The 21,915-nt window shown below is 44.1% G+C and carries 19 protein-coding genes and 1 tRNA gene; 5 read left to right on the top strand and 15 right to left on the bottom strand.

Going from position 1 to position 21,915, the window contains the following annotated elements; all coding sequences use genetic code 11:
- Window position 1: 1 nt before the first annotated feature.
- Both MTF70_RS10265 and MTF70_RS10260 read right to left on the bottom strand, forming a co-directional pair.
- Window positions 2-1,141 (bottom strand): efflux RND transporter periplasmic adaptor subunit, encoded by a 1,140-nt coding sequence (locus tag MTF70_RS10265; protein WP_025766899.1) that lies wholly within the window; start codon window positions 1,139-1,141, stop codon window positions 2-4.
- 465 nt (window positions 1,142-1,606) lie between these two features.
- Window positions 1,607-3,244: a methyl-accepting chemotaxis protein gene (locus MTF70_RS10260; RefSeq protein ID WP_005378266.1), complete on the bottom strand. Its 1,638-nt coding sequence runs from the start codon at window positions 3,242-3,244 to the stop codon at window positions 1,607-1,609.
- Between the two features lie 774 nt (window positions 3,245-4,018).
- Between MTF70_RS10260 and MTF70_RS10255 the strand changes: the two genes are divergently transcribed.
- Complete coding sequence (locus MTF70_RS10255; RefSeq protein ID WP_017820055.1) at window positions 4,019-5,008, top strand: Solitary outer membrane autotransporter beta-barrel domain; 990 nt, start codon at window positions 4,019-4,021, stop codon at window positions 5,006-5,008.
- A gap of 5 nt (window positions 5,009-5,013) precedes the next feature.
- Here MTF70_RS10255 and MTF70_RS10250 read toward each other — a convergent pair whose 3' ends face one another.
- The gene (locus tag MTF70_RS10250; RefSeq protein ID WP_005378271.1) at window positions 5,014-5,262 is read right to left on the bottom strand and encodes a hypothetical protein; all 249 of its coding nucleotides are present in this window, start codon (window positions 5,260-5,262) and stop codon (window positions 5,014-5,016) included.
- 816 nt (window positions 5,263-6,078) lie between these two features.
- Between MTF70_RS10250 and MTF70_RS10245 the strand changes: the two genes are divergently transcribed.
- The 3 genes from MTF70_RS10245 to MTF70_RS24350 all read left to right on the top strand — a co-directional run bounded on the left by MTF70_RS10245 (window position 6,079) and on the right by MTF70_RS24350 (window position 8,883).
- Entirely contained in the window at window positions 6,079-7,410 is a 1,332-nt protein-coding gene (locus MTF70_RS10245; protein ID WP_005388402.1) for a cytochrome ubiquinol oxidase subunit I, read from the top strand.
- Between the two features lie 2 nt (window positions 7,411-7,412).
- Complete coding sequence (locus tag MTF70_RS10240) at window positions 7,413-8,405, top strand: cytochrome d ubiquinol oxidase subunit II (RefSeq protein ID WP_017820054.1); 993 nt, start codon at window positions 7,413-7,415, stop codon at window positions 8,403-8,405.
- Between the two features lie 349 nt (window positions 8,406-8,754).
- On the top strand, window positions 8,755-8,883 hold the full coding sequence (locus MTF70_RS24350; protein ID WP_005378275.1) for a hypothetical protein: 129 nt from the start codon (window positions 8,755-8,757) through the stop codon (window positions 8,881-8,883).
- A gap of 273 nt (window positions 8,884-9,156) precedes the next feature.
- On the opposite strand, the gene MTF70_RS10235 is transcribed toward MTF70_RS24350, so the two are convergent.
- From MTF70_RS10235 to MTF70_RS10225, 3 genes are all read right to left on the bottom strand, one after another.
- A tRNA-Ser gene (locus MTF70_RS10235) sits at window positions 9,157-9,244 on the bottom strand.
- A 144-nt stretch (window positions 9,245-9,388) separates the two neighbouring features.
- On the bottom strand, window positions 9,389-9,838 hold the full coding sequence (locus MTF70_RS10230; protein ID WP_005378276.1) for an L-alanine exporter AlaE: 450 nt from the start codon (window positions 9,836-9,838) through the stop codon (window positions 9,389-9,391).
- Between the two features lie 502 nt (window positions 9,839-10,340).
- Complete coding sequence (locus MTF70_RS10225) at window positions 10,341-12,761, bottom strand: hybrid sensor histidine kinase/response regulator (RefSeq protein ID WP_017820050.1); 2,421 nt, start codon at window positions 12,759-12,761, stop codon at window positions 10,341-10,343.
- A 51-nt stretch (window positions 12,762-12,812) separates the two neighbouring features.
- On the opposite strand from MTF70_RS10225, the gene MTF70_RS10220 reads away from it, so the two are divergent.
- A complete protein-coding gene (locus tag MTF70_RS10220) occupies window positions 12,813-13,424 on the top strand; it encodes a YecA family protein (RefSeq protein WP_005378278.1) in 612 nt (203 codons plus the stop codon).
- Window positions 13,425-13,497: 73 nt separating this feature from the next.
- Here the strand turns inward: MTF70_RS10220 and MTF70_RS10215 are convergent, their stop codons facing one another.
- The 9 genes from MTF70_RS10215 to tolA all read right to left on the bottom strand — a co-directional run bounded on the left by MTF70_RS10215 (window position 13,498) and on the right by tolA (window position 21,906).
- Window positions 13,498-14,664 (bottom strand): glutathionylspermidine synthase family protein, encoded by a 1,167-nt coding sequence (locus MTF70_RS10215; protein WP_054866291.1) that lies wholly within the window; start codon window positions 14,662-14,664, stop codon window positions 13,498-13,500.
- Between the two features lie 8 nt (window positions 14,665-14,672).
- Window positions 14,673-15,242, bottom strand: coding sequence for a DUF1190 domain-containing protein (locus MTF70_RS10210; protein ID WP_053307470.1), 570 nt, complete (start codon window positions 15,240-15,242; stop codon window positions 14,673-14,675).
- Window positions 15,243-15,250: 8 nt separating this feature from the next.
- Window positions 15,251-15,667, bottom strand: coding sequence for a DUF350 domain-containing protein (locus MTF70_RS10205; RefSeq protein ID WP_005378281.1), 417 nt, complete (start codon window positions 15,665-15,667; stop codon window positions 15,251-15,253).
- Window positions 15,667-16,710 carry a potassium channel family protein gene (locus MTF70_RS10200; RefSeq protein WP_017635053.1) on the bottom strand — a complete coding sequence of 348 codons (1,044 nt, stop codon included), beginning with the start codon at window positions 16,708-16,710 and terminating at the stop codon, window positions 15,667-15,669. The genes MTF70_RS10205 and MTF70_RS10200 overlap by 1 nt, the downstream gene beginning before the upstream one ends.
- A gap of 118 nt (window positions 16,711-16,828) precedes the next feature.
- Entirely contained in the window at window positions 16,829-17,890 is a 1,062-nt protein-coding gene (nadA, locus tag MTF70_RS10195; protein ID WP_042522106.1) for a quinolinate synthase NadA, read from the bottom strand.
- A gap of 251 nt (window positions 17,891-18,141) precedes the next feature.
- Entirely contained in the window at window positions 18,142-18,894 is a 753-nt protein-coding gene (ybgF, locus tag MTF70_RS10190) for a tol-pal system protein YbgF (RefSeq protein WP_005387926.1), read from the bottom strand.
- Between the two features lie 15 nt (window positions 18,895-18,909).
- On the bottom strand, window positions 18,910-19,434 hold the full coding sequence (gene pal / locus MTF70_RS10185) for a peptidoglycan-associated lipoprotein Pal (RefSeq protein WP_005378293.1): 525 nt from the start codon (window positions 19,432-19,434) through the stop codon (window positions 18,910-18,912).
- 30 nt (window positions 19,435-19,464) lie between these two features.
- A complete protein-coding gene (gene tolB / locus MTF70_RS10180) occupies window positions 19,465-20,817 on the bottom strand; it encodes a Tol-Pal system beta propeller repeat protein TolB (protein WP_005387925.1) in 1,353 nt (450 codons plus the stop codon).
- 15 nt (window positions 20,818-20,832) lie between these two features.
- Entirely contained in the window at window positions 20,833-21,906 is a 1,074-nt protein-coding gene (gene tolA, locus MTF70_RS10175) for a cell envelope integrity protein TolA (protein ID WP_248393964.1), read from the bottom strand.
- Between the last annotated feature and the right edge of the window lie 9 nt (window positions 21,907-21,915).

Genomic DNA, 21,915 nt, shown 5'->3' with positions numbered 1-21,915 from the left:
ATTACTCCTGTTCACCGTTTTGGATAGTTACCGAACTGCCTGGCCCTACCTTTTGTAAACCGGCGGTAATGACTTTATCACCCGCGTTCAAACCATCAATAATGCGCCATTGGCTATTGATCGCTTCGGCAGTCTTCACTGGTTTCGCTTCCACTTTGTTCTCGCCATTAACCGTCATCACTGTCGCTTTACCTGTCGCATCACGAGATACCGTATTTTGTGGTATTAGAATCGCATCAGGGTCGACACCAGTAATGACCGTCGCACGAACAAACATTCCAGGTAGCAACAAACCGTCAGGGTTTGGGAATTCGGCACGAAGCGTCACGCTGCCCGTACTTTCGTTCACATTGACCTCAGTAAATTTCATTGTGCCTTTGTGTTCGTAAGTGCTGCCATCTTCAAGCATCAATGTAACTTGCGCAGAGTCATCTTCTTGCATATGGCCTTGGGAGAGTGATGCTTTCAAACGCAGCAGTTGCGCGGATGATTGCACAATATCAACATTGATAGGGTCAAGCTGCTGAATGGTCGCTAATTTGTCAGCTTGGTTAGCCGTAACCAACGCACCCGCTGTCACACTCGATTTACCGATCACCCCGCTAATCGGAGCTTTGACTTGCGTATAATCTAAGTTGATTTTTGCTGTGTTGATCTTGGCTTTTGCGACTAGGACCTGCGCTTTCGCTTCTTTGTATGCCGCTTCTGCTTCATCCAAGTCTTGTTGGCTGATGGATTTTTTGGTGATCAAGGTTCTGTAACGCTTCACCGTGGCATAGGTCGACTCTGCCGCAGCTTGCGCACGGATTAATTCCGCTTCAGCGCTCAGCAAATCCGCCTGAAATGATGAATCATCAATTTGATATAGCGACTGTCCTTGTTCAACAAGGCCACCTTCAACAAAATTTCGCTCCGAAATAATGCCAGTGACTTGCGGACGAACTTCTGCTTCTTTGAATGCTCTGCTACGACCCGGCAACTCTACTGTCAATGCTTGGCGCGTTGGCTGCACTGTTAACACTTCTACTTCGGTTACGGGCGCAGGCCCCCCACCTTGGCTCGATCCTTCTTCGCTAGGTTGACATCCAACCACAAAAAGGCTCGACGCAATCAGCAGAGATAGCGTGGTTTTACGTCTCATGAATTTTTCTCTCTTATCTACCGACAAGCCTTCAAGATTCCTTATTAAAAGCTTCTAGAATGACTTAATAATGACTAATGGATGTATATCCAGAACAAATTAATTAGGATGATAAATACCCAGTGTTGTACATACAACAAAATTTACAGTTCTATACGCTTACGAAAAACGTTTATGGTAAAGGTGTTATGAAGTTCTCAAATTTGAAGATTTTGGGTTGGAAATCACATTTTCCTGTGTGCAATTGCAATGGTTAAAAAGCAGCAAAAGTGATGATAAAAGCATCATCACGCTGTACAGAGTTTGTTACCGCTGTCTAGGGTTATTTGCCCACTCTGGTATACGAACTAAAGTGAGAAAGGAATGTAAATATAGTCGAAATTTCACAAGTCAGGTTCGCCACTTATCTAAAAAATAACCCGCTAAGAAGCGGGTTATTTCGTCAGTGAGATTGCTGTTCTCAGCTTATACTTTGAACTGACTGACCTGATGATCTAAACGTTGAGTTTGCTCTGACAACATGGCTAAAGAAGCTTGCGCTTGGTTTACGATTTCCACAATTGAAGTGCTACTGTCTGCAATGCCTTGTACGTTGCTATTTACTTCGTCACTTACTGTACTTTGCTGGCTCGCAGCCGTTGCAATGTGTGTATTCATCTCGTTCATACGTGAAATCGCGTTCAAGATTTCAGAAAGGGATTCACTCGCTCGGCCAGCGGACTTGATCGTTTCATCACTGCTATTTTGGCTACCGCGCATCACTTCTACAGCTTGTCCTGCACCAGATTGTAGCTTTTCAATCATGGTTTGGATTTCTCCCGTACTCTGTTGCGTACGACTGGCTAAAGAACGAACCTCGTCCGCTACCACAGCAAAGCCTCGCCCTTGCTCTCCAGCGCGAGCCGCTTCAATGGCTGCGTTAAGCGCTAATAAGTTTGTTTGCTCGGCAATACCACGAATTACATCCAGTACGGACGCAATGTTACTCACATCATGATCCAATGTGTTAATGACGTGGCTTGCGCTTTCGATTTCACTTGCGAGGCTGCGAATTGAGCTAACCGTTTGATCCAAAATAACATTGGTATTGGTAAGTTCATCATTCGCTGTTTGGCTCGCAACCGCGGCTTCGTTAGCGCTATCGCTTACATTTCTGCTGGTGACTTGCATTTCGTGCACTGCCGCCGCTACCGCCTCACTATCTTTTTGCTGAGAAACGGTCGAGTTCGCGATGGTCTTGGTCAACGAGCTAAGATTTGCCATTTCGTTACGTAGGGTATTTGAGCTTTCAATTACCTGAGCGACTGTCACTTGAATTTTGGACACAAACTGGTTAAATGCGTCTGCTAAATTGCCAATTTCGTCTTGTGTTTTTACATCGATTCGCTGACTTAGATCACCTTCACCGGACGCAATTTCTGTCATCGCATTTTTAATATCATTGATAGGCTTCACAACCGTTTGCAACAACAAAAACGCCATCGCAATAGCGGCCAGAATAACAATCACAATGCCCGCTTCAAGAATGAGTTCTGCTCTTGTTGCAGCCGCTGATATTTCGTCCTTCAATTGGCTTTGCTTTTCTTCTATTGCATCTTTTACAACGTTAAGCTGCGCTCTAACCTCGATAAATTGGTCTTCAAAGGTATGTTTGTGCTCATTGTAGTAACCACGCCATTGAGATTGAGGTAAACGTAGCATCGCCTCATAACTTGCTAACCATTTTTCACCCAAAGAGACAAGCGTTCGAACTTCATTACCATGTGTAGAAGGCGTCACACCGGCTTGCGATAGCTCAATCATTTGTTCCATACGCGGCAGCGCTTTGTATGCGTTGTCTTTGTATTCACCGATGTGGTGATCAATATCGGTTTGAGTATCAGAAAGAGCAACACCTTGGATTGCAGATGTAGCTTGGTAAAGATCGCGGTAAGCATCCTCAATCGTTAATAAGTTCGGCACGATCTGTTCGTTGAGTGTCTCACTCAATTCAGATTGCTTCCAACTTGTCATAACGTTTAATACAGAGCTCACAATAAACAATCCAATAATCAATGACAGCGGAATCACTATCTTCTGCTTGATCGTTAAGTTCTGGAACATGAATAGACTCTCTTTATTTATGGTATACAAACTGCCGGAAATTATATCAAACAAATAGAGTATACTATTAGGTAAAAGAGGCTATTCAACATGAAATCTAATGACTTTTTGACAAGGGTTCTAATTTCAACAATTAGTTGATTTTATACAAAATTTAACAAAGAGATCTTTTCAAAAGATGCAAATTAAAATGCTCTTTCAAAACGAAAAATATGTAACAGAAAGTGAATTAAAAGGGACCACATTTTGAAGAATAGATCGACTCAATGATTTACTGAGAACACATACAAAACACAGTTCTTGGATTGAGCACCACCGCGGAATATGCAAAGGTCCGAACATTTCTTCTAAAGCTCAAAAAAACCATTGTTTATCTGACGTATTTAGGGTTACTCCGTGAGGATATTAGTCGTGATGTTGGCAGACAGGATGCTTACAAGTTTTCGAAGTTAACCAGTAGCACAGTGAACGATTCAGATTTTCTTGAGCGCCAAGGCAATAAAAAAGTTTGCTATTTTGCTTTCAAGAGACGCATTCAAGAAAATAATGCAACCTAGCCACAAAGTCTTGCTACATCTTCAGAAAAGAATGATGTTGCTAAACAAATCTGGTGCAGCATACACATTGAAGCTAAACTCGTTTAAGGAACTTTTTCATATCAATATGAGAAAACATAGATTTCTCAAAGTTACACCGACCATTCAACGATTAAACTAATGTTAGCGTACCGGTACGTCCAAAAACTCCATGCATGAACCATTTGAAAGAGCCAAAATGTTCCAACCCAACTTCGCCTCAGTGGAGTGGCGAGTCGTTTCGCTCGCTCTCCTACTCTCTCTTCCTAACACAGCTCAAGCGGATCCACTAGATAAGGAAATTAGCAACCTTCTCCAACAACGTTTTTCTATCGCGGTTTTGCTGTCCGACACTGACGCAATTGCGTTTGGTATTGGCGACTTTGATCCGAATGCATTATTTGATACCGCCAACCCAGAGTTCGGGACTGACGAGTCAATCAATGAACGTCGAAGCAAATCCGTATATGTTCTCCCTTACACGACTAACTTTGACATAGAGGGCAGCGAGGACTTACATGAGCTGTCGTTTAAGGCATTTACGATACAAACAGAGAATGATCTCAAACTATTCGGCACAAGTAAGGATCTTCTCAAGGAAAGGACATACGGTGCATCGATTGGTTATGGGTATCTATACAAAGCAAGTGAAAACGTCACCCTTAGCACCAGAACGACGACTCACCTTATGCGTTATAAAAACTCATTCTCTACCGATAATAAACTTTCCTCCATCATTGGAAGAATCCTAGACGGCCGTGCCGTTAACGTTTCAGCATGGGCGGCAATAGTTCAACCATCCATTAAAGCCAAATACACGTCTCCCACAATTTGGGGGAAATGGCATGCCAGTTCGACATTGAATTCATTCATTGGGCACAGCTGGGGAAGCGCAAATAACGGCAATATAGGCAACCCTAAAGGTTGGTACCTATCTAATGAAATCACCGGTTACTACAATATTTATCACGGTGAGCAGGCTTTATTTACCGGGATTAAAAGAGTCGACCTTTCGCATGATTTAAGCGATGAACTGGGAAGTCCGCATTACTACGAAGCTTCTATAGGATGGCTATTTTATGCACCAAAGCCCTTTGATTGGTTGGACAATTTCGGCATAGGCGTTAACTTCAACTACGGCTCGACTCTCAGAGGCGGCAGCATTCAGCTTTACTACAACAAACAATAAAGCCGTCAATACAGGAACCAGTTGGTAGCATATATAACAAGAAGAACGAGAAGACACAAAAGGAATGGCAGAGTTAGCGTCTTCGCAAACTTTTTCATGAGACTTGGGTTATCAAACACCACACCTTCCGCTTCTCTTACCCTTCGCTCTTCGTCAAAATGCCATTTAATGGCTAAGTAGGCTCCTATCCCTAATACAATAAGCTTAAAAGCTCCAGCAAAGTAAGGAAAGAAATTAGCCCAACTGTCATTCATTATCCATCTCCATCAAATTCAATATCAGCTTTGCGGTGGCAGAATCCAAGATTCATGTAGAATGCCCCCCTCAAAGTCAGACTCTCTGGCTAGCGCCAGTCTACTGCTCGAGATAGCTGTCCACAACTCTCTTTACCATATCGGCATCTATTAATTATTTAATAAATAATAAGAAAGACACTAGCACACTTGCTGAAAAGTAAGTGTCAGTTTGGATTGAAACTCATCAGAAATCGAAAATGGTCCGCAGTCGACTTGTTGATCTAGTGAAAGCCGAATTACCTAGCGCCAAATCGTTCGCTAGTATAAAAATGTAGCCTATCGCACTTCTGGTCGAGTGCTAACGAACTTATGATGCATATGTCATTAGCAGTGCAATTTTAAGTTTATCAATTAGCTAAAGTTTCCCACCTTAACTGCCAGTAAGTTTGCTGTGTTTGAGATGATCTCGACATGACTAGTGTATAAATAGTATGGAGGTTCAAAGTGAAGGCAAGGCAATTTTCCTTACTAAAAATATTGTTTTTGTAATTTTATTTCAGGATTATCGAAACCATCATAAGGATAATTCGAACTAATCTTAATCCATGCTCCTTCAGTTACATTTGCTTTCTTTTACTCACTTCTCGCGACTATTAGTGGCATTTTGAGACAATTTCCTACACTCCTTTCTTTCCCTTAGTTGATATAAATCATGGTTAGAAGAAAACAGAATCACCTGTATTTCTCGATACATGAATCCAAACTGCCCGACTTTTCGTAACTAAATTACAGATAGACACGATTTTTAGTATGGCACGTTTTTGAGGAACCAAGATGTTAGATACCCTCATGCTGTCGCGGATCCAGTTCGCGGCCAATATCAGCTTTCATATTCTCTTCCCGACCATCACCATCGCGTTGGCATGGATGTTGGTGTTTTTCAAGTGGCGATATAACCGCACCCAAGCCCCCGTATGGCTCGATGTTTATTACTTCTGGGTCAAGATATTCGCTCTTACTTTCGCCTTAGGTGTAGTATCCGGCATTACGATGAGTTTCCAGTTTGGTACCAACTGGCCAGGCTTTATGGAACGAGTCGGTAACGTAGCAGGACCATTGCTCGGATACGAAGTGATGACCGCCTTCTTTATGGAAGCCACCTTCCTTGGCGTGATGCTTTTTGGACGAGGACGAGTGCCGGAATGGGTTCATACTCTCGCCACCGTTCTGGTTGCTGTTGGGACAAGTATGTCCGCGTTTTGGATTCTAGTGCTTAACAGCTGGATGCACACACCAAGTGGCTATGAAGTGATTGACGGAATTGTACATGTAACCAGTTGGAAGGAAGTTATTTTCAATCCTTCTTTACCTTACCGTCTTCTGCACACGCTATTAGCATCGGCGCTGACTGCCAGCTTCTTGATTGCGGGTATTTCGGCTTATCAAATAATGAAAAAGCCAGATCATCGCTCAGCCAAACTTGGCCTAAAAGTCGCGCTGTTCGCGGCGGCTGGATTCATCCCAATTCAAATCTTTGTCGGTGACCTTCACGGGTTAAACACGCTTGAACATCAACCTGCAAAAATCGCAGCGATGGAAGGCGTGTGGGAGACCGAGCAAGGCGCGCCTCTTCTTCTGTTTGCGATGCCAAATGAAGAAACTCGCAGCAATGATTTTGAAGTGGGCATCCCAAAGCTGGCGAGTTTGATTCTTACGCATGACTTAGATGGGGAAATCCAAGGACTTAACGAGTTTGCACCTGACCACCCGCCAGTGAAGCCCTTGTTCTTTGGTTTCCGCGTGATGGTTGGTGTTGGTGTCCTTATGTTGCTTGTTAGCTGGTATGGCGCGGTGAAGCTAGCACGTAAAAAAGCGCTACCTAAACCTTACCTGTACACGGTATTAGCCATGACGTTCTCTGGTTGGATAGCCACACTGGCGGGTTGGTATGTTACTGAGATTGGTCGACAACCTTGGTTGGTCAGCGGTGTATTGCGTACATCAGAAGCCGTCACCACGGTTGCGAGCAGTAGCGTGATGACTTCGCTCATTATGTACTTAGCCATTTATGCTGCATTGCTGGTTGCGTACATCCATACCCTATTCTATTTGGCGCGCAAAGACGTTGCAGCCCATGAAGTCCCACTGACACAACAAGAGGCCTAATCATGCTCGACTATCTACCAGAAATTTATCTTCTGCTGCTTGGCTTCTCGGTCTTTATGTATGCCGTGCTCGACGGCTACGATCTTGGCGTCGGTATCCTTTTACCGAGTGATAATGAAGCGCAACGTGACCGAATGATAGCGTCTATCGGCCCTTTCTGGGATGCGAATGAAACGTGGTTGGTGTTAGCCGTCGGTATTCTGCTGATTGCCTTTCCTACTGCTCATAGCTTGATTTTGACGGAACTTTATATGCCGACCGCGATTATGCTTATCGCACTGATCATGCGTGGCGTGGCGTTCGACTTCCGAGCCAAAGCGAACTCGGATCATAAACCTCACTGGGATTGGTGCTTCAGAATTGGCTCGTTAGTCACCGCGCTAACCCAAGGCTACATGGTGGGTCGTTACATCATGGGATTTGAACAATCAACCGAAGCATTTGGCTTTGCTTGGTTAAGCGCACTTTGTGTAGCGGCGGCGTACGTTTACATCGGTGGCGCATGGTTAGTACTAAAAACGGAAGGTGATTTGCAAATACGCTCGGCCCGTTGGTCTCGCCGTGCTGGTTGGTTAGCAGCCTTAGGAATCTTGGTGGTTAGCGTTGTAAACCCAATTGTAAATCAACAAGTTGCCTTGCGTTGGTTCAGCTTCCCAGAAATCTTGTTGCTTGCCCCAGTTCCGTTAATTGTATTGGCAACCATCTTCCTAGTTGATCGCTATTTGCGTCAGGTTCCAATGGTGAATGATCTGGGTGTGCGCTGGCCTTTCTTTGGTGTCACTGTCATTTTCGCGTTGAGCTTTCTCGGGCTTGCGTATAGCTTCTTCCCAGAAGTTGTGCCGGGATTAATGACCGCACAACAAGCTGCCTCCTCGCCTGCGACGTTAATAATCGTGGGCTACGGTGTGATGATTGTTATGCCGGTGATATTGCTTTACACCTTTGTGGTATACCGGATCTTCAAAGGCAAAGCGACAGAACTTAGCTACAAGTAGGAAAGGGAATTCCTCAACAAAGCGCCGCTGCTCATGCGGCGTTTTTTTGCAGTACTCAACGACTAAAGTATCTACCCAAGGCGACTGAGTGGGAACGCTGAGAGAATGTAGCGGCAGCCAGTAGTTTGTTCCTAACTAGAACGAGATAACCGTTTCTCAACTATAGCGATACAGGCACAAAAACAGAAAGAATATTTGATGTTACAAAAGGTAGACCGCCACTTTAAAACGCTTTGAGTATTTTTTGCGCTCAATGTGGTGCAAGTATACTTATGCTTTTTATGACTTGTGAACACTCAATTGCATGTTATGTTGCTGTTGAAATCGTACATGAAATAAGGACAAGAACATGAAGATAAGATGCAAAACGACGCAAAGCATTGAAAAATTTAACCCTGATGACCTCAATCTAAACACAGATCTCTTTGGTATGATTGCTGTTGTATTCGTGTTCATGGCTGTTTTGCTTAGCATCTAGTAGCACTACGTTCATTCTTGTGGCCGTATTCATACCTCATGTGATATGGGTGCTAAATTCTAGATTAAAGCGGATGTGCTAACCCGCACCAATCAGATTATGGCTGCCTCTGTATAGCATCTTCAATTTTGGCGTTGTATAGAGGTGAGATGTGAATAGTTGGCTTGTAGATAGAATGGCGCTTGCACCTTGAGCACTCTTGTGTACTTTCAATTACGCATTACTTTAGTGTAGATACGAAAAAAGGCCTGACAAATCAGACCTTTTAGAATGTGGCGGTGAGTGAGAGATTCGAACTCTCGATACGTTGCCGTATACACACTTTCCAGGCGTGCTCCTTCAGCCACTCGGACAACTCACCGAATCAAATTTTGGTTAGCATCATTGGCTAACGAGGCGCTAATTTAATGATTATGTGCCTGATGGTCAAGGCTAAACATAAAAAAAAGCGCCCTTTTCGAATCGATTGCTCACTAAGTAACTAAATTGAGCAAAACTGGGGCATTTACATGCTTTGAGAATAACCGGGAACACGGAACCAACGGCGGCACATATCCAAGAAGTACCCATACAACACACCCATGCCACAAGAAATAACAGCGTTACTTGCCACTGCGGTCACAATTTGATCTGTAGACGCGCCAACCGCGAATAAGATACCCGCATAAACTGGAGATTGAAATAGTACATAAGCGACCAGATCAGAGATGTTTTTCATAAAGGAAGACGGCGACACCTTACTACCTTGATGCAGCACCCAATCACGAAAAACCCCATACGGCCAAGCAATGGCGATATTCACTGGAATCGATAGCGTACGCGATGCTAGAGATTGCTCAAATGTCATCCCTGAAATCAAAATCTCGACAATCATCCCTGTGATAAAGCAAAAAACAACCATAGCAAAGGTATCCGCTGCGGCGTGACGAATACAAAATGGTCCACGAGACTTCATTTACAAAACCCTTAAAATCAAACACTGCAATTAATAAAAATAATAAAACTATTAACCACTAAAAAGACATCAAGCCAGTTAATGATGCAATTAGAACACACAAAAACTAGCTTATGGCTCTGTATTTAAAATTAAGTTGTAAATTTATAACCAACTTTTAAAGTAAAAGTAGTTTTTTTCACCAATGGCGAGTAAAAACGCCTAAAATTACGTAAAAATGGTACAAAAACACGGATTTCACTTACATAAAAAGGGGTTACGATAATTATTTTGACGTAAAGTTAGAACAAAACTCGGACTGTAAACAGTCACTCCTATAGCTTATGCTACCAAGCTGCGAAAATTCAGAGTATTACCGATATAATCACAGTAGAAGGTCTTGCTGCTTTACTCGTAAAAGTAAAACTGCAAGCCTGTTCATTGCAGGTTAGAAGAGTTTGTGACGACGCTGGATGACGTATGAATAGTAAGAACAATTTACAGTTGCGCCATATTGATTCAGTTATGGTGAGGCCAGCAAAATCGTTAATGTATCGATATCATCTTGGTCCGGGGATTGCTGACGCTTTAAGTTACTTCTTATCCGTTCGGCGACTGAAGAAACGTCGCCACTGAGTTCAAGGGGAGCCTCCGCAATGATCGCTGAAATAGCCTCAAGTGCTTCATTAAGATGTCCATTATCTAGAGCGACATAGAAGTTGAGTAACCACTTTTCAGCATTAAAGCTATCTGCTGCATTTCCATCAAAGTCCGATTGGTACTGATATAACTGTGTCGCATGAAGATACAGTGCATCATTTAATTCAGACTCCACTATTGGTTTCGCTATTATGTGGTCTGCTCCTACATTAATCATACGCTCTTGTGTTTCTTTGAACACATCCGCTGTACAGCCAAAAATCAGTACCGACTTAGCAGGTGAACTCATTGCTCGAATGGCTGATATGGCCCCAACGCCATCTAGAACAGGCATATGATTATCCATCAGTATCAAATCAAATGGTTTGATCGCAACCTCATCGACTGCAAGCTGACCATTTTCGACACTTGTGCACTCAAAGCCCTTGGCTCGGAGGAAAGTTTCCATAATGATCGCATTTGTTCGGTTGTCTTCAACAATGAGTGCTTTCAACCCTTTACAGTTCAATTTATGTGTATTGATTGACTCTACTTTACCCGGCTTGCAAGGTGTAAGGGCAATTTCGACAGTAAAAGTCGTTCCAGCGTCCTCCTGACTCTCTACAACCACTTGCCCACCCATATGTTCCGCGATTTCTTTGACTATTGCTAAACCAAGCCCTGTACCACCAAACCGTCTAGTCGTTGATGACTCTGCTTGCTCAAAAGGACGAAAAATGCGTTTTTGTGCCTCTTTTGAAATACCAATCCCTGTATCTTTTACCTTTAGTATCAGCTTGGTGCCAGCCTTACTCGATTTCTCGGCTAGCTCTACCTCTACGATGCCACGATCGGTGAACTTAACAGCGTTATTGAGTAGATTGAACAGTACTTGACGCAAACGGGCTTTGTCATTGTTGTACCAACGACCCGTTGGTAAATGCGAGACTACTCTAAAGCGAAGACCTTTTTCTGCACATAGCGTTTGATAAACACTCTTGATACTGCCGATAATCGACTCAATTGGGAAAGGCTTATTTTCAAACTCAACATGCCCTTGTTCAATTTTTGAGTAATCTAAAATCTCATTGAGTAATGTCATCATGTGATCACCTGAATCATAAAGTGTTCTCAGGTGCTTACGCTGCTCATCGGTAAGTGGTGTTTTTAACAGTATCTGGGCAGTTCCTAGTACACCGTTCATTGGTGTGCGAATCTCGTGGGACAATGTGGCTAAGAATGCCGTTTTAGCGTTTGTCGAAGCCTGAGCTTTTATTCTCTCCTGCTCTAAATAGATCGTCTTTTCATTGAACTTCTCGATAAGCTGTCCGATTTCGTCATCGCTATCGTAGTCAATATCTATGATCCCACCAGTTTTCGAGTCATCAATCTTAGCGGCAATGCGAACAATTGGTTCAACAATATAGCGATTCAGTAAGTAGTAACCGACCAAGACACACAAGAGCAAAAATGGAATGATCCTCCCCTCAACGCTCATCACTTGTTCAAACACTTGATCGGCGACTTTAGCTTTTGCGTTGACAACTTCCATGCGCCAATCGAACTCTCCGAAATCAAGCTCGCTGACATAAATTTCGTCCGTCAGTTGAAAGTTGTGTTCAATAATCACGTTTGAGTCAGCATCGCGAACCACTACCCCCAAAGAATGCTGGTTCGTGTGCTCTCGAATAAACTGAAAAAGTGCATCAAGTGATAGGTCTACCGTTACAACTCCAGCGAATCGACCGTTTTGGTAGTACGGAGAAGACGCGGTAATCATCTGGACCTGAGTAAAGGTATCGATGTAAACCGTAGACCAACTAACAGAACCTACCGGAGCATCGGCGGCAGCGACATACCAGGCTTCATTATCATAACCGCCAGATTCGGGGTTATTGTAGGAGTGAATTTGGTCAATACCACTATCACTGTTTTTATTGAAGAATAGACTTTTATATCTCCATTGTTCTGCTTTTAGTTCGGGTTTAGGCCATACGCCACCACTAACAAGCATCTTGTCACTCAATTGAAGTATATGTGGAATTATTGTGTTGAGAGATTGAATATTTTCAGTCCCTTGGGCTAGCCCTACTAAGCTGCTCAATACACCTGTAGAACTGAGGAGGGGCTCTTTTATCTCAAGAGCCAGGAGTTGGGTACGTAACTCTAGGTTTTGCTCTAGCTTTTGTCTAACCGGTGGCTCAACAACCAAATAGGCGACAGAACCGATAGTGGCGATAAAGAAGCACAGGTAAAGTGTTAGGGCGAGAATGCTTTTTTTTCTAAGTGATGAGCGAATTTCCATAGATGTGTGAATCATTCCCTAATATCGATTTATCACTAATTGATTGGTAAGATGAGCGCAATCAACCAGCCCATTAACAAATGGTATTCTATTTTGAAACTACAAGACATCCTTTCTCTCCCAGAACTTGACGGTAAACTACTAAACCTAGCAAAAACTCAAGGCTTTGTAACAGCGATGGCTGCAGCGCCAAACGTATTAATGCCTCAAGAGTGGTTGCCATTCTTATGGGGTGGAGAAGAAACAGCGCCATTTACTGACGGTGAACAACTAGAGCAGTACATTGACGAGATTGTACAAATGTGGAACCAAACTCGTCCCGCTCTCCTAGAAGGCACTTGGCAGTGGCCTGCAGGGTGCGCGCTAGATGAGCAAGACATTGTAACAAGTCAGGCTCGCGATTTCTGTGAAGGTGTATTACAAGGCTGGCAACTTGCGCGTGATGACTGGGAAACGTTGATGCCTGAGGATAGCGAAGATAATGCCCTACTCGGTGGTGTTTTACTTTCTCTTACTATGCTTTACGACCCAGAAACAACCATTGAAACATTGGCCGAACAAGGTATGGAAGGCTTAGAGCAGTTTGAAGAGATCTTCAATGCAATGCCAGTGATGTTATGTGGTCTTACCCAGCGCGGTGTTGCATTAGCTGAAGAACAATAGACGCAACGCTGTCGACCATCAAGATTGAACGGCTGAATAGACAAAAAGCTCTCCAAATGGAGAGCTTTTTTGATCATGTTAAAATTACATGTGGAATATACCGCGCCATATCTTGAGTCACTAAGCTACTGTCTTCCCTAATCGAAATACCGGCAGCTCTATCATTGACCAACCAACTGCCAATTAACGTATGGTTTTGCCCAAACTTAGGTAGTGGATGGTATTGCTGGACGATATTGAATTTAGATTCATAAGGCCCTGACGTTTTAACAAAACGTTTTCCATCGATGACGATCTCGATGTTCGCGCCCTCTCGAGAAAATAGTGGCTTGATGACACAATCTCTCATAGTGTTCGCTTTTGAATCGTTAGCAAAATAAGCGGGCAAAAGGTTCGGGTGATTAGGAAAGCGCTCCCACAATAACGGTAAAAGTGCTTTATTGGATAGAATCGACTTCCACATCGGTTCTAACCAGTTTACGTTCGCAGTCGCTAAGTACTTCGCATATTCCTCTTCAAACATAAACTCCCAAGGGTAAAGCTTAAACATCCAACGAATCGCTCTGTCGTCAGCATCCACAAACAGACCATCTTCCGTCACTCCAATATCTTCGACATGCACGAATGCCGTTGCTAACCCTGCCTCTCGCGCGCAATCCTCTAAATACTGGACAGTCCCTTTATCTTCTTCAGTGTACTTGCAGCAGCTAAAGTGAAGTGTTTGTCCTGGTTGGTATTTTGCTATTTCGGCAAAGCGCTCGATCAAAAAGTCTTGAAGAATATTGAATTGATCCGCGCTCTGGTGAACTCGACCTTTATTTACAACATCTTCTAGCCACACCCACTGCCAAAAGCCAGTTTCAAACAAGCTGGTTGGCGTATCCGCATTGTTTTCCAGTAATTTTGCAGGCGAGGTCCCGTTGTACGCGAAATCCAGCCGCGAATAAAGCGAAGGTTCGCTTCGTCTCCATGAAGAAGCGACCTGCTCCCACATAGATTCAGGGATCGCACATTGCGTCAGCAACCGCTCACTCCGAACGACTTCATCCACAATAGCCAGGCACATCTGATGCAGCTCTTCAGTGGGCGCTTCTATATCGCGCTCAATTTGCTCCAGCGTGAATTGATAGTAAGCACTCTCATCCCAATACGGTTGGTCATACATGGTATGGAAACCAAAACCAAACTGGCGTGCTAATTCACGCCAGTTTTCGCGCTCTTGTATTTCTCGTCGAAACATAGTGCTTTTTAACCGCCTCGACTGACCGACACCGCTTTACCAAACCCGCCTCGAGACATCGCCCTGCCAATGGTGCCGCCGCCACGTTTATTAAGGCTATTCGTCGCAACTTTGGTCGGCTGATTTCGGTAGGAGCCAAAGAATTGTCCTGCTCCATTATAGAATTTGGATTTATAACGGTACATCGGCTCTGAGTAATAGCTCTTGTTATAACCTTTCAACCCGCTTAATGAGCGACTGTAAAAAAAACCGCCAAAGTTAGGTACATAAGCTCGGGAACTGGAACTGTAGTAACAATCATCCTCGTAGAAATCATTCTCGCATTCGAACTCGCTGCGGTAGCGAGGGGCATTTTGTTCGGCACGAGCTAAAGCTTCTTGGTATGCAATGTCACACTGTTCACTAAACTCAGGCGAGTTAGATTTACACTCATCAGCATCAGAAAAAATGTACCCTTCTGTTTTTGACTCGTACGCAGCAAAGAAGAAAATACCACCAAAGGCAGCAAAGGGAAGAATTTTCCCAAGCTTTAAGCTTTTGTCCATGGAAGAACGTTTAACGTTAGAACTCCGCTTCATCGTTCCTCCTAGTAGGTCATGCACGCGGCATTCAATACGCCAACCGAAACAGAAACTGCTGCTAATACAATACCGGCTGGCAGTTCATCTTTTTCGATACGCTCTGCCACTTTCGGAAGTAAAATAAAGCGTACAATTGCAAATGCAATAATTTGAGCAAGCATTGCAACAACGCCCCATACCATAAAATCGACGATATTGACTGAGTTTTTTGCCGCCCCCGAAATCGCGAGACAGTAACCAAGGAAGGCCCCACTTAGCGCAATCGCTGCTGCTGTATTTTGTTTTTCTTTGATCAGATGCCACTCATCGTATGGCGTCAACTTGACGTAGATGAACTTAAACGCCAATACAAAAATAATAGAAACAGAGAAATAGAGTAAAAAGTTTGGGAAGCCTGCTAACAGGCCAGCAATCATGTGCATTATTGTTCCTTGTTCATTTCTTTCCAGGCAAAATCTTCAATACGTTCATCTGCAATGTAAAACAGCTTGGTACTCGCGGGTACTTCAGCATCTAAATCTGGGTTGAGTTGAATACCATCGCCAATATCAAAAGCAATCAGCGTGGCATGATGGCGTCTTTTGAGAAAAACGAAGAGATTCTCAATAGTGGTGGCAGACTGCCCCTCAGGATAAATAACTGAGTATTGCGTCATACCTCGTGTTGAAGCCAAAAGCTCCTGATGAAGCGCACTTGAGCCCGGGTCAACCGCCGCTTTTGCCAACATTTCTGCGCCAACAGCAGGTATGCATTCCGCTTTCGGGCAATGCTGACTTAGAAGTCGGCCTAGCGCTTCATCTTTAAAGTAAGCGACCAAATGAGCGGAAGGGTTTACAGATGCGCAGTATAGAGCGGCTGACAAGGTAATGTCGTCCGAGAGATTATCCACAATAATGCAAGCGGCTTCGGCAATATTGGCGTTTTTCATTTCTTGCGAATCGGTATAACTGGTCACTTTGATAAAACTGATTTCGCCAGGTAACGGGTTCTCTATTTCTGAACGGCTGCATAAAACAATCGGACGCTTTCCCTCTTCTTCATGTTGTAACATGCGAATAAGGTGCATCGTTCTCGATCCATTCCAGCCCAACAATACAATATGGTTTTCCACTCTTACTCTCCGTTTTCCTAAAATACCCGCTCGCCAATAGTCCATCGCTGCTCCAGCGACACGCCCCAATAATGCGGCGAATAAGCTCAAACCGCCGGGGATTACAAATAGTACGACAACCCATTTACCCAAATCTGTTACTGGAGAATGGTCGCCATAACCCACCGTACTCGCCGTAACCATGAGGTAATAGATAAAGTTAGCGAAACTGTCTGTTAATGCTGTTTCACCAGCGAGAACCAGCAGCCACCATGAAAGGCTCACATATAAGCCACTAAAGATGAGAAGGCTTCGGTTGCTCAATTTAAAAAGGTGGGAACTAAGCCACTTTTTAACTACTAACCACACCGCCATAAATTTATGACCTCGATATTCATTGATTGCATCAATAGTAACTCATTGATAGTAAGACACAAAAAAACCAGCCATATTCGGCTGGTTTTTGAGATTTATTTTCAGTTACGCCTACTTTTTAAGCATTACCTTTCACTTGCATATTTAGCTGCTCAGCAAAATCTAGCATGCGGTTAAGCGGGATAAGGGATTTAACACGCAGTTCTTCGTTAACAAAAATCTCGTGCTCTTCACCACCTTCACTAAGCGCTTTCTCAATTGCTTTCAAACCGTTCATTGCCATCCAAGGACAGTGTGCACAGCTGCGACATGTTGCGCCTGCACCTGCGGTTGGCGCTTCGATAAGTTCTTTCTCTGGCACAAGTTGCTGCATTTTAAAGAAAATGCCTTTGTCTGTCGCAACGATCATTTGTTTGTGAGGAAGCTCTTTCGCTGCTTTGATCAGCTGACTCGTTGATCCAACGGCATCGGCAAGTTCTACGACGCTTGCTGGTGACTCAGGGTGAACCAAAATAGCCGCATCTGGATACACGCTCTTCATTTTTCGTAGCGCATCAGCAGAGAACTCATCATGAACCACACACTCACCCTGCCAAAGCAGCATATCTGCGCCAGTTTTGTTAGCGATGTACGATCCTAGGTGACGGTCTGGTCCCCAAATAATTGGCTTATCTTCAGCGTCTAAGTGTTCCACGATTTCAAGCGCAATGCTCGATGTAACGACCCAGTCGGCACGGGCTTTAACCGCTGCTGAAGTATTTGCGTAAACTACAACCGTATGATCAGGGTGAGCATCACAAAACTCGCTGAACTTATCCGCAGGACAGCCAAGGTCAAGCGAACATTCCGCTTCCAACGTTGGCATTAGAATGCGCTTTTCTGGTGTCAGAATTTTGGCCGACTCGCCCATAAAGCGAACACCACCAATAATCAATGTACTTGCAGGGTGACGATTACCAAACTTCGCCATTTCCAACGAGTCACCAACAAACCCGCCAGTGTCTTCAGCTAGGGCTTGAATCTCAGGGTCGGTATAGTAGTGCGCGATAAGTACCGCATCTTTTTCTTTGAGTAACTTTTTAATACGCTCAATGTAAGATGCTTTTTCTTCTTCGCTTAATGGAACTGGTTTCGGTGGGAATGGGTAAACAGTGTCGATTTTATCTAATATATGGCTCATTGCTCTTGCTCTACGCAACTTCCTTTAATCCGAGTATTGTAACCTCGTTAATTTTCAAAAACCAACTTGTCGCGGGGATTTCTAGCGGTCTAGCCGTATATCTTTGTTACAGGTAGCATTTCCGAGTAGCGAAATTCGGTGCAACATAAGGTCAGAGGCTCTGCATCATTGCTATCGACTTAGCCGTTCTGCACCAACAGAAAATGGAAAAGAAAAAGGAAGCCGAAGCTTCCTTTTCAAAACATAACGTCTTACAGCTTAGAGCTGGCAAGTTTTGCAGATGCACTACCTGGGTATTCATCAACCACTTGTTGGTAGTACTTTTTCGCTTGAGCTGCATTGTTATTACGCTCAGCGATTTCGCCTAACTTAAGCAACGCATCGGCTCGCTTATTGGAGTCTTTATAAGACACAACAGCGGCAAAACTTTTCACTGCATCCTCATCCTGCTTTTTAGCGAAGTACAACTGACCTAGCCAGTAGTGAGAATTCGCTGAATATGTAGAATCAGGATAATCTTTCTGGAACTGCTGGAACGCTGCAATTGCGCCAGTGTAGTCACGTTTCTTGAGGATGAGGTCGACTGCATTTTGGTATGCCGTTTGCTCATCAACATTTGGTGTGTACTGACCACCTGTTTTAGCCGGTTTCGCTTCTTGCGCAGGCGCGGATTTTATCTCTCCACGAACACGATCCAGCTCGACAAACAACTCTCGTTGACGTTGCAACATTTGCTTCATTTCGTAGCTATTTCGCTCTAATTGACCACGTAATTCACTGATCTCTTGTGACATTTGGTCAATTTGCTGTTGCATTTGGAGCTGAACGCGATTGCGGTTTTGTAGCAAGCGCTCTAGACGCTCTACTTCCGTTTCAGATGAACGGCTCTTAGAGACGGATGATGTGCTGTTGAGATCGGATACTGGAGCTGGTGCAGCGAACGCAAAGTTCGCTGCACTTGCCAGTAACGTAAGCGCAACAGCGCGCTTAGTGTTACTGAACATGAGGATTACCTCGAATTAGTATACTAGAACCGCGCGACGGTTTTTAGCGTAAACTTCATCTGATTGACCTAGAAGAAGTGGCTTCTCTTCACCGTAGCTAACGATTGAGATTTGGTCAGCTTGAACACCTAGTGCTTGTAGGTAGTTCGCTACTGCTTGTGCACGACGCTCACCTAGAGCGATGTTGTACTCAGGAGTACCACGCTCATCAGCGTGACCTTCGATAGTTACGTTAAGTGCTGGGTTCTTGCTTAGGTAAGAAGCGTGAGCCGCTAGCATCTCTTCGTAATCTGCTGCAATTGTTGAGTTGTCAAAAGCAAAGTAGATTGTTTGAGTTTCACGTAGCGCTTGCTCTTTTAGCTCTTGCTCTGTCAACTGACCGCTTTGATCAATTGGCGTAGCTACTGTTGTTTCCACTGCGCCATTGTTGTTTGTTGCTGCACCAGTGTTAGAAGCAGCGTCGTCGCTTGAACTACACGCTGTAACAGCCATTACAGGAAGCGCGATTAGTAGCCCTTTTAGAACCTTGTTCAGTTGCATCTTATTTTCCTTTATTAATCAAACTTATTACTACAAAAACGGTGACCATGCAGGCGCTCGAACACGCCCATTTGTTGCCGGTAATCTAGCTTTGAATCGACCATCAATTGACACCATCGATAGTACGTTTTTCTTGTTGTAAATCGAGCTATACACAACCATGCCACCGTTTGGGGCAATACTAGGAGACTCATCAAGCAAGGTCTTAGTTAAGACTTGAAGAGCACCAGTTTCCAAATCTTGTTTCGCCAAATTAAATCCTGCGTTGCTGCGGTTCACCATAACTAGGAATCGCCCATCAGGAGTAATCTGACCACCCAAATTTTGGCTGCCTTGCCAAGTCAAACGGTCAATAGAACCGCTGCCCAAATTTACTTGATAAATCTGTGGTTTACCACCCCTATCCGATGTGAAAATCAACGATTTTCCATCCGGATGCCAGAACGGTTCCGTATTATTTGATCTGCCACGCGTAATTTGCGTCAGCTTACGAGTGTTAAGGTCAAACGTATAAACATGAAGCGAGCCTGTTTTAGAAAGAACAATCGCTAACTTATTGCCATCTGGCGAAAATCTTGGCGCACCATTGTGACGTGGGTATGAAGTAATTTTCTCACGTTCACCGGTGTAGATGTTCATGATGAAGATTTCTGCTTGGCCATTTTGGAAGCTAACATATGCAAGCTTTTTACCATCGGGGGACCACGCTGGTGACATTAATGGTTGTTTAGAGCGTAAAACCAGACGCTCATTGTAGCCATCGTAATCAGCGACTCGAAGTTGGTAAGGGAAACGGTCTTTATCGTTCACTACCACATATGCGATACGAGTCATGAAAGCGCCACGGTCGCCAGTTAACTGCTCATACACCAAATCAGAGATACGGTGAGCGTACTCACGCATACGAGGCCCTTGAACAGTGGCTACTTTATTGAACAGCACATGATCTTTTGACAGGACTAATTCACCGTCACTACCAAGCGCCTTACTCTTCCCACCTGTTAACTGACCACGCACAATATCAACAAGTTGATAGTTGATAACGTAGTCACCTTGGTCGTTTTGCTTGATTGAACCAGTCAATAGCGCATCCACACCTAAATTGGTCCAAGCATCAAAATTAACTTCTGATTCACTGAACGGTGTTTGTGGCATTTTGCTCGTTGGAACTGGGCTGAATTTACCACTACGTTGTAAATCCGAGGCGATAACAGCAGAAACATCCGTTGGAAGCGCTTGTGTGCCCTCCCACTTAAACGGAACAACAGCAATTGGTCGTGCTGAATCAATACCATCGGTAATGACCAACTCTAATGCGGCATTCGCCACATTTGTCATACTGCTAAACAGTACAAACATTCCTAGTAAAAGGCGTCTAATCACGTCTTATTCCTTATTCTAGTATTCAACGGTTAAGTTGATATCTCTAACTTTATCAATAACATCTCTATCTTTAGGCATCGGAAAGTTGCCAACTTGGGCTACTGCACTTTTGGCTGCACTACAAAGACGAGAGTCACCGTTTAACACAGTAACATTACTCACAATACCATCAGTTCCAGTTGGAACTAGCTTCACATTAAGCCTACACGACTTTCCCACAAGATAATCGTCCTTAATGATACGACTCTCTATCAATTGTTTGTAAATTGCACCATAGCGGTCAACTTCAGATTGCACATGTTGATTTTTCGCTTGCTGATTCTGTTCTGACTCACTCTCGAGACCCGCAAAAATATCATCTAACGCGGCTTCTTGAGCTTTACGCTCACGCTCGGCACGCTCGGCACGCTCAGCTGCTTCTCTCGCTTTACGCTCTCGCTCCGCTGCCTCTTTTGCCGCTTTCTCTTTTGCAATGCGCTCTTGTTCAGCTTTTTCAGCAGCTTCACGCTCACGACGTGCTTTTTCTTCCGCTTCTTTTGCTGCTTTTTCACGAGCCAAACGTTCTTGCTCAGCTTTTGCTATAGCCGCTTCTTTTGCTAAACGCTCCTGCTCAGCTTTACGCACGGCTTCTTCTTTTTCCTTGCGCTCTTTTTCTAGCTTAGCAGCTCGCTCTTTTTCTTTGCGAACACGTTCTTCTTCCTGCTTGCGCTCTTGCTCTTTTTTCTTACGTGCAGCTTCTGCTTCTCGCGCCGCTTGAGCATCTTTCGCTTGCTGCTCTTTCAACTTGCGAATTTGCTCTTCTTCAGCTTTGCGGTTTTTTTCTAGCTGCTCTGCTTCGCGTCTCAGTTTATCAAGACGCTCTTGTTCTTTTTTCGCTGCCTTTTCGCGTTGCTGGCGAATTTCTTTCGCTTGTTGCTGCACAAGTTTTGGATCGATGACAACAGCTTGAACCATTTGCCCTGTAGGCTCTGGTTTAGACATGTTGAAGTCCGTCCCCCAAAGCAGGGCTGCAACTAGAATTGCATGCAAACCAACCGATATTGCTATCGGTTTGGCGTATTGGTTGGGTTTCTTCTTGTGATCTTTCATAGATAATTG

This window comes from Vibrio sp. 2CM40D (assembly GCF_023161825.1).
GTDB lineage: Bacteria > Pseudomonadota > Gammaproteobacteria > Enterobacterales > Vibrionaceae > Vibrio > Vibrio alginolyticus.
The sequence above is the reverse complement of the archived record's forward strand: the minus strand, read 5'-3'. Positions and strand labels throughout refer to the sequence as shown.

Excerpts from the sequence above, each read along its gene's own strand:
- MTF70_RS10265 (WP_025766899.1), bottom strand. The coding sequence starts at position 1,141 with ATGAGACGTAAAACCACGCTATCTCTGCTGATTGCGTCGAGCCTTTTT.
- MTF70_RS10260 (WP_005378266.1), bottom strand. The coding sequence starts at position 3,244 with ATGTTCCAGAACTTAACGATCAAGCAGAAGATAGTGATTCCGCTGTCA.
- MTF70_RS10255 (WP_017820055.1), top strand. The coding sequence starts at position 4,019 with ATGTTCCAACCCAACTTCGCCTCAGTGGAGTGGCGAGTCGTTTCGCTC.
- MTF70_RS10250 (WP_005378271.1), bottom strand. The coding sequence starts at position 5,262 with ATGAATGACAGTTGGGCTAATTTCTTTCCTTACTTTGCTGGAGCTTTT.
- MTF70_RS10245 (WP_005388402.1), top strand. The coding sequence starts at position 6,079 with ATGTTAGATACCCTCATGCTGTCGCGGATCCAGTTCGCGGCCAATATC.
- MTF70_RS10240 (WP_017820054.1), top strand. The coding sequence starts at position 7,413 with ATGCTCGACTATCTACCAGAAATTTATCTTCTGCTGCTTGGCTTCTCG.
- MTF70_RS24350 (WP_005378275.1), top strand. The coding sequence starts at position 8,755 with ATGAAGATAAGATGCAAAACGACGCAAAGCATTGAAAAATTTAACCCT.
- MTF70_RS10230 (WP_005378276.1), bottom strand. The coding sequence starts at position 9,838 with ATGAAGTCTCGTGGACCATTTTGTATTCGTCACGCCGCAGCGGATACC.
- MTF70_RS10225 (WP_017820050.1), bottom strand. The coding sequence starts at position 12,761 with ATGGAAATTCGCTCATCACTTAGAAAAAAAAGCATTCTCGCCCTAACA.
- MTF70_RS10220 (WP_005378278.1), top strand. The coding sequence starts at position 12,813 with ATGAGCGCAATCAACCAGCCCATTAACAAATGGTATTCTATTTTGAAA.
- MTF70_RS10215 (WP_054866291.1), bottom strand. The coding sequence starts at position 14,664 with ATGTTTCGACGAGAAATACAAGAGCGCGAAAACTGGCGTGAATTAGCA.
- MTF70_RS10210 (WP_053307470.1), bottom strand. The coding sequence starts at position 15,242 with ATGAAGCGGAGTTCTAACGTTAAACGTTCTTCCATGGACAAAAGCTTA.
- MTF70_RS10205 (WP_005378281.1), bottom strand. The coding sequence starts at position 15,667 with ATGCACATGATTGCTGGCCTGTTAGCAGGCTTCCCAAACTTTTTACTC.
- MTF70_RS10200 (WP_017635053.1), bottom strand. The coding sequence starts at position 16,710 with ATGGCGGTGTGGTTAGTAGTTAAAAAGTGGCTTAGTTCCCACCTTTTT.
- nadA (WP_042522106.1), bottom strand. The coding sequence starts at position 17,890 with ATGAGCCATATATTAGATAAAATCGACACTGTTTACCCATTCCCACCG.
- ybgF (WP_005387926.1), bottom strand. The coding sequence starts at position 18,894 with ATGTTCAGTAACACTAAGCGCGCTGTTGCGCTTACGTTACTGGCAAGT.
- pal (WP_005378293.1), bottom strand. The coding sequence starts at position 19,434 with ATGCAACTGAACAAGGTTCTAAAAGGGCTACTAATCGCGCTTCCTGTA.
- tolA (WP_248393964.1), bottom strand. The coding sequence starts at position 21,906 with ATGAAAGATCACAAGAAGAAACCCAACCAATACGCCAAACCGATAGCA.